The organism is Pseudomonas sp. ES1, from assembly GCF_050586605.1.
Lineage (GTDB): Bacteria > Pseudomonadota > Gammaproteobacteria > Pseudomonadales > Pseudomonadaceae > Aquipseudomonas > Aquipseudomonas sichuanensis.
In genome coordinates, this window is sequence record NZ_JBOBDM010000066.1 from 24,554 (window position 1) to 31,184 (window position 6,631).

Below are 6,631 nucleotides of genomic sequence, written 5' to 3' on the forward strand. Positions count from 1 at the left end.
TGGCAATTGCGGTAGGCTGGCATCCGCGCGTTGCCCGCCAGAGGCAACCGTTCCCGCCCGGCGTGCGTCACTTCCGAATTTTTTGTGAGGTTACGTCATGGCCATCAGTTCCCAGGACATCTGCAACGCCGCCGATCAGCTCAAGGGCTTCGTCGGTTTCCACGGTAAGCGCGGCACCCATATCGTGCGTTTCTCTGAAGACGCCTTCGGCATGGACGTGGCCGACGCCAGCATCACCCCTTGCAGCGAGTTCGTCTGGCGGCCCGAAGCCGAGCAGCGCATGGCCTTGTGCCGCGAGCGCCTGGCGTTGCTGCTCGACCAGCATGTGGATGACCGGCTGAATATCGGCGAGCCGCTGCGCCTGTACCTGCGGCGTACCGACCTGCCGGAAATCGTCGCCGATCGACGCCTGCGCTGAGCCCGCCTCAGCCGGCATCGTGGCGCTGCTCATGCCCTGCCAGCAGCGCCTCGAAGCCTTCACGGTCCACCGGGCGGCTCAGGTAGTAGCCCTGCACCTCATGGCAGCGGTCCTTGCCCAATGCCTTGAGCTGCTGCTCGGTTTCCACGCCTTCGGCGGTGACGGTCAGGCCCATGGCCTTGCCCAGGTTGATGATCGCCTGGACCACGGCCCGGTCATTGCCGCTCTGGTTGTTCAGGCCGGCGATGAAGCGTTTGTCGATCTTGATGCTGTCGAAGGGGTAGGTACGCAGGTAGCCCAGCGATGAGTAGCCGGTGCCGAAGTCGTCCATGTTCAGGCGTACCCCCAGCTCCTTGAGGGCGAGCATGGTGCCCAGGGCGCCTTCGATGTCGTTGAGCATGACGTTCTCGGTGATCTCCAGCTCCAGGCGCTGGGCCGGAAAGCCGGTTTGCAGCAAGGCTTCGCGCACATCGGCCACCACGTCACTGCGGGAGAATTGTGCCGGGGACAAATTGACCGAGACCAGCAGTTCGTCGGGCCAGTCGCGGGCGGCTCTGCAGGCTTCGCCAAGTACCCAGCGGCCAAGCGGGACGATCAGGTCGCTCTGTTCGGCCAAGGGGATGAAGGTGTCGGGGCCGAGCAGGCCTTCCTGGGGATGCTGCCAGCGCAGCAGCGCCTCGACCGAGACGATGCGCAGGTCGTCCAGGCGATAGCGTGGTTGGTAGTGCAGCACGAATTCGTGCTGTTTGATGGCGCGCCGTAGGTCGTTCTCCAGTTGGCGACGGTACTGGATCTGCTGGTTCATTTCTGGCGAGAAGTAGCGCCAGGTGTTCTTGCCGTCGGCCTTGGCCTGGTACAGGGCGATGTCGGCGCAACGGATCAGCTCGCCGGCATCGAAGCCCTGGGCGCGGGTCTGGGCGATGCCCAGGCTGGCGCCGATGTGCAAGGGCTGGTCGTCGAACAGGATCGGTTGCTGCAGGCGCTCGATCAGGCGTGCGCAGAAGCGGTCAATTTCATTGCGGTTGTCTAGGCCATGCAGCACCAGGACAAACTCGTCACCGCCCAGGCGGGCCACCAGGTCGTCGTCGCGGGTGGCATCGCGCAAGCGCGCGGCGACTTCCTGCAGTACCGCATCACCGGCGGTATGGCCGAGGGAGTCGTTGATCAGCTTGAAACTGTCCAGGTCGAGCAGCAGCAGGGTCAGGGGAGGGCTGTCATTGCCACGCAGCAGGGCCTGCTCCAGGTGGCGCGAGAGCTTGTTGCGGTTGGCCAGGCCGGTGAGGGCGTCATGCATCGACAGGTGCTGGATGCGTGCATGGGCGGCGACTTCGTCGGTGATGTCGCTGGCGGTGCCGCGAAAGCCGGCGAGGCGGCCGTCGAACAGGATCGAGCGCGCCGAGATCCGGCAATAGCGGCTTTGCCCGTTGGAGTCGTAGTAGGTGCAGCGCAGGTTGGCCATTTGCTGCGGGTCGCTGTCGGTCTGAGTGTCGAGCCAGGGCAGCAGGGGTGTGGTGTCGCAGGACAGCAGTTGGTTGAGGGGCTGGCCGAGCCAGTCTTCGATGCGGTAGCCGGTGACATTGACGAAGCGTTGTGACAGATAAGTCAGGCGGTGATGTCGGTCGGTTTCCCAGATCCAGTCGGATGCTGCTTCGGCGACGGCGCGAAAACGCTGTTCGCTGGCTTCCAGTGCCTGGTTGCTCTGTTGCAGGCGCAACAGGCTCTGGTCGATGGCACGGGAGCTGTGCAAGGCGTGGCGGAACAGGTACAGCAGCACCAGGCCCATCACCAGCAGCACGCCAAGCAGCGGTGGCAGGAAGGCCCAGAGCAACTGGCGACCGGGTTGTGGGCTGTTCCAGGCCAGGTGATAGCCGGTGTCGCCCAGGTCTATGTGCGGCTTTTGACGGGCGCCTGCGACATTTTTCTCCAGGCGCATGCCGGCCAGGCCGGCGCCCTCGCCAAGCTGGGTGAGCTTGGCCTCGGTCAACTGGTCGATGAACAGCATCACCGGTGCCTGGCGCACGTCGCCTTCGAGCACGTCCTTGTCTGGGCGTACTGCGGCGGCGCTGAGCACCGCCGGCCAGCCGTTGAAGCGCACGAAACGGGTGATCTGTTCACGGGCCGGCGCTGCGTGGCGCGCTTGTGCGAGGATCGGCGCGAGCGGCGCGTCCAGGTAGGCGTTGGCGGGTGAGTCGGTGGGTTTGCCCTTGAACAGGGCGTAGGTGGTGCCGCCATCCTCTACCACGAATACCCCTTCGTAGCCGCTGGCGCTGTACAGCGATTCGCCGACGTTCTTCTCTTCATAGGCCCATTGCCAGTCGACTTTGCCGGCCAGGTGCTCGTAGGCGGCATCCCATACCGCGTAACTGGAGAGGAACTGGCGTGAGGCCAGCAGCCTTTGCTCCAGTGCCTGGGTGGCGTGGAAGCTGCTGCGCTCCTGCTCCTGGCGGTCCAGGGTGGCGGCAATGTTGAACAGGGCGCCAAGGGCTATCAGGCAGGCGAGGCCGAACAGGGCGCAGAAACCGCCGACCAGGCGGCGTACCTGCAGATGAGAGGTGAGGCGGGTGGCAGAGCGGTCGACATTCCTGTCCATGCGCGTTCGGCTCCTTGAACTGCAGCCTTCGCCCAGGGGCTGGAGGAAGGTTCAGTCAGGATAGGCCAGCCTGAGCGGCGTGACTTCGCCGCGGGCGAAATTGACCTGGTCGCGGCCCTGATGCTTGGCGGCGTAAAGCGCTTGGTCGGCTTCCTGCAGCCAGTGCTCGGGTGTGTGCAGGCCAGGGTGGCAGGCCGACAGGCCGATGCTCAGGCTGATGCGCAGGTCCGGAAGCTGCGGGTTGCGGTAGGCCGCGACTTGTTCGCGCAGGCGTTCCATGGCCTGGCAGGCCTGGGCCTGCTGAGCGCCGGGGAGGATCACGCAGAACTCGTCGCCACCATAGCGCCCGGCCTGGTCGTCGTCGCGCAGGTTGCGCGTGAGCGCCTCGCTGAGCTGGCGCAGCACGCAGTCGCCGACCACGTGGCCGTAGGTGTCGTTGATGGCCTTGAAGTGGTCGATGTCGATCAAGGCAATCACGGCAGGCAGCTGTTGCTGCTGGCAGGCCTGGAACCTGAGCAGCAGCAGGTCCTTCCATGAGCCGTGGTTGAGCAGGCCGGTGAGGCTGTCGGTGCGGCTCAGGGCGCTGAGCCGGCGCTTGTGCTCGGCCAGCTTGATCGCCAACTGGTAGCAGACCCAGCCTAATGCCAACGGATAGAGGGTGAGCATCGGCAGGCAGGCCAGGACCTGCAAGGGGGTGGCCTGCGTCTGCAGGCCGGTGCCGAGCAGGGCGCTGGCCAGCACCATGCCGCCGGCCTGGGCCAGCAGGCCGCGCAGCAGCATGCGCTTGCCCCCGGCGGCGACGTTGTTCATGGTCATCATCGACAGGATGGTGACGCTGGGCAGTGGGTTGAACTGCATGGCTGCGGTCCAGAAGCCACCCATCATCGAGTCGAGCACAAGGTTGCGTTGCTCGGCCTGGTAGGGGGTGGCCGAGCGACGTGCCCACTGGTACGCCAGGTGTGGCCAGGCGATGCCGTTGAACAGCAGCAAAGCCCAGGCCCAATGCGGTAACTGCAACGGCGCGACTGCGGCCATGACACTGAACAGGCCGATACCCAGACCGATGATGCGCGGCAGGTAGATACGCCTGACGAAAGAAAGTCCCTTACCGCTGCGGTTGTCGATCATGGTTGTGGTTCTTCTGAGGTGCGCCGTTTATCGCATAAGTTGTATGAATATTGTTGAACAATCATTCATGGGCTAAGAATGGCCTTGCAAGCCAATTCACGGTTGATGCGACCCCCGTGGAGTAACATGAAGGCTTTCTTGCTGCTTGGAGTGTTCCTGCTCATGGCACCCATGGCTTCATCGGCTGGCGAGCCAGCACCGCACCTGGACGGACGCTTTCATAACAAGGCCGAACTGCCCAAGGACGGTGTGTGGAAGAAGCTGCGTATCGGGTTCAAGTACCTGTTGCTGCGCAAGCCGCCTGAGACTCGCCCGGCCACTGCGCCAGGCCTCCAGCCCATGACCCGCCAGCAGGTGCTCGATGCCCCGGACCACAGCCTGTGGCGGCTGGGCCACTCCACAGTGTTGCTCAAGCTGCGCGGGCGCTTCTTTATTACCGACCCGGTGTTTGCCCAGCGCGCCTCGCCGGTGCAGTGGGCCGGGCCCTTGCGTTTCCACGCGCCACCCCTGGCACTTGATGACCTGCCGGCGCTGACGGCGGTGATCCTTTCCCACGATCATTTCGATCATCTTGATGAAGACGCGATTCGCCGCCTGGCGCCACGCACCGAGCACTTCCTCGCACCGCTGGGCGTTGGCGACCTGCTGATCGAATGGGGAGTGCCGGCGGCCAAGGTGCGGCAGCTGGACTGGTGGCAGCAGACCGAAATCGAAGGGGTACGCTTTGTCGCTACGCCCGCGCAGCACTTTTCCGGGCGCGGCCTGTTCGACAGCAACCGTCGGTTGTGGGCGTCCTGGGTGATGATCGATGAGGGGCTGCGATTGTTCTTCAGCGGTGACACCGGGTATTTCGACGGTTTTCGTGAAATCGGTAAGCGCTATGGGCCGTTTGATCTGACGTTGATGGAGACTGGTGCCTACAACCTGGCCTGGCCCAATGTACACATGCAGCCCGAGCAGAGCCTGCAGGCGCATCTGGATCTACGAGGGCGCTGGTTGCTGCCGATTCACAATGGCACTTTCGACCTTTCCATCCATGCCTGGGAAGAGCCCTTCGAGCGCATCCTGGCGTTGGCCAATGCCGCGCAGGTGCAATTGAGTACCCCGCAGATGGGCGAGCGGGTCAGCCTCGACTCGCCCCACGCCGGGCAGAACTGGTGGCGACCGCAGCCGTTGCGGTGGCAGGGCAAGTCTGCCCAGCGGGCGGTCGCTGCGCGCTAGCTAGTTTTGGTTTGCCGGCGGTTTCTCTTTCTTTAATAGCTGCGAGGGTGGCTTGCCGCTGTCGCTGCGTACCTGGGCATGGCTGATCAAGGCGAAGATGAAGCTGCCGCCGATGATGTTGCCGGCCAGGGTGGGCAGGGCGAAGTGAAGCCAGAAGGTGCGCCAGGTTTCTTCGCCGGCCCAGACCAGGTAGGACACCTCGACCGAGCCCACGACTATATGGGTGAAGTCGCCCAGCGCCATCAGGTAGGTGATCATCAGGATGATCCAGATCTTGGCGTGCTCCATGGACGGGATCATCCATACCATGGTGGCGATCATCCAGCCCGAGACGATGCCCTTGGCGAACATCTGGCTGAGGTCGTTTTCCATGACCTTGCGGCCAACGTCGAGGAAGGCGATATCGGTCTTGCTGTCGAAGATCGGCAGTTCGAGCATCACCCAGGCAACCAGCAGGGTGCCGGCCAGGTTGCCGAGCAGGACGATGGTCCATAGCCGCAACAGGCGGCCGAGGTTGGCCAGGGTAGGGGTGGTCATCACCGGTAGTACGGCAGTCAGGGTGTTTTCGGTAAACAGCTGCTGGCGGGCGAGGATTACTGCCAGGAAGCCTGCGCTGTAACCGAGGCTGGCGATCACCTGGGCGCTGTCGCCCTCGGGCAGTCGGGCGTAGAACAAGCCCATCGCCATCAATGACAGGCCCATGGTCAAACCGGCCGCCAATGCTGACCACCACAGTGCGGCGAGCGTGCGCTCGAGCTCCTGGTCGCCCTGCGAGCGGATGATCTCGTGCAGCACTGCCGCGCGGGGTGGCTGGTTGTGGCTTGCTTCCTGCTCTTCGTCCGCAGACAGGCCAGGGGTCTTGTCGCTTTGTGCATCGCTCATCATTGCCAGGCTCCGCAGGGGGGGTTATCTACAGAGCTAAAGGGGCGGGCAATAGTTGCCAGGCGCTGTCAGAAAGTTTTTCAAGATCAAGGTGTTGACTCTGAGTTCAAAGCGCGTATTATTCGCCTCCTCGCAGCGTTGAACGCAGCGAAGCAAGCAGTAAGTTGTTGAAGTTGAAAGTGTTTTGAAAGAAGCAGCTTCGAAAAATAACTTCAACAAGGCGGTTGACAGCAGATTGTAACGCTGTATGATTCGCCTCCCGCTGCGAGAGATCGCAGCGAGTTAAGCGGTTGAAGCTAAACGAGTTTCTCGGAAAGAACTTCAAAATAAACGCTTGACAGCAAATGAGGAGAGCGTAGAATGCGCGCCTCGGTTGAGACGAAAAGCTCTTG

General features: G+C 63.1%; 5 protein-coding genes. 2 read left to right on the top strand and 3 right to left on the bottom strand.

Annotation, left to right across the window (positions count from 1 at the left end; genetic code table 11):
- The first annotated feature begins 97 nt into the window (after positions 1–97).
- The gene (locus ACQ4N9_RS22650; RefSeq protein WP_125857685.1) at positions 98–418 is read left to right on the top strand and encodes a DUF2025 family protein; all 321 of its coding nucleotides are present in this window, start codon (positions 98–100) and stop codon (positions 416–418) included.
- Positions 419–425: 7 nt separating this feature from the next.
- On the opposite strand, the gene ACQ4N9_RS22655 is transcribed toward ACQ4N9_RS22650, so the two are convergent.
- Together ACQ4N9_RS22655 and ACQ4N9_RS22660 are read right to left on the bottom strand one after the other, a co-directional pair.
- Positions 426–3,008: a bifunctional diguanylate cyclase/phosphodiesterase gene (locus ACQ4N9_RS22655; RefSeq protein WP_390969350.1), complete on the bottom strand. Its 2,583-nt coding sequence runs from the start codon at positions 3,006–3,008 to the stop codon at positions 426–428.
- A 51-nt stretch (positions 3,009–3,059) separates the two neighbouring features.
- Positions 3,060–4,136: a diguanylate cyclase gene (locus ACQ4N9_RS22660; RefSeq protein ID WP_390969348.1), complete on the bottom strand. Its 1,077-nt coding sequence runs from the start codon at positions 4,134–4,136 to the stop codon at positions 3,060–3,062.
- Between the two features lie 126 nt (positions 4,137–4,262).
- On the opposite strand from ACQ4N9_RS22660, the gene ACQ4N9_RS22665 reads away from it, so the two are divergent.
- Positions 4,263–5,357, top strand: coding sequence for an MBL fold metallo-hydrolase (locus tag ACQ4N9_RS22665; protein WP_390969346.1), 1,095 nt, complete (start codon positions 4,263–4,265; stop codon positions 5,355–5,357).
- Here the strand turns inward: ACQ4N9_RS22665 and ACQ4N9_RS22670 are convergent, their stop codons facing one another.
- Positions 5,358–6,239 (bottom strand): formate/nitrite transporter family protein, encoded by an 882-nt coding sequence (locus ACQ4N9_RS22670; protein ID WP_390969344.1) that lies wholly within the window; start codon positions 6,237–6,239, stop codon positions 5,358–5,360.
- Positions 6,240–6,631 lie beyond the last annotated feature (392 nt).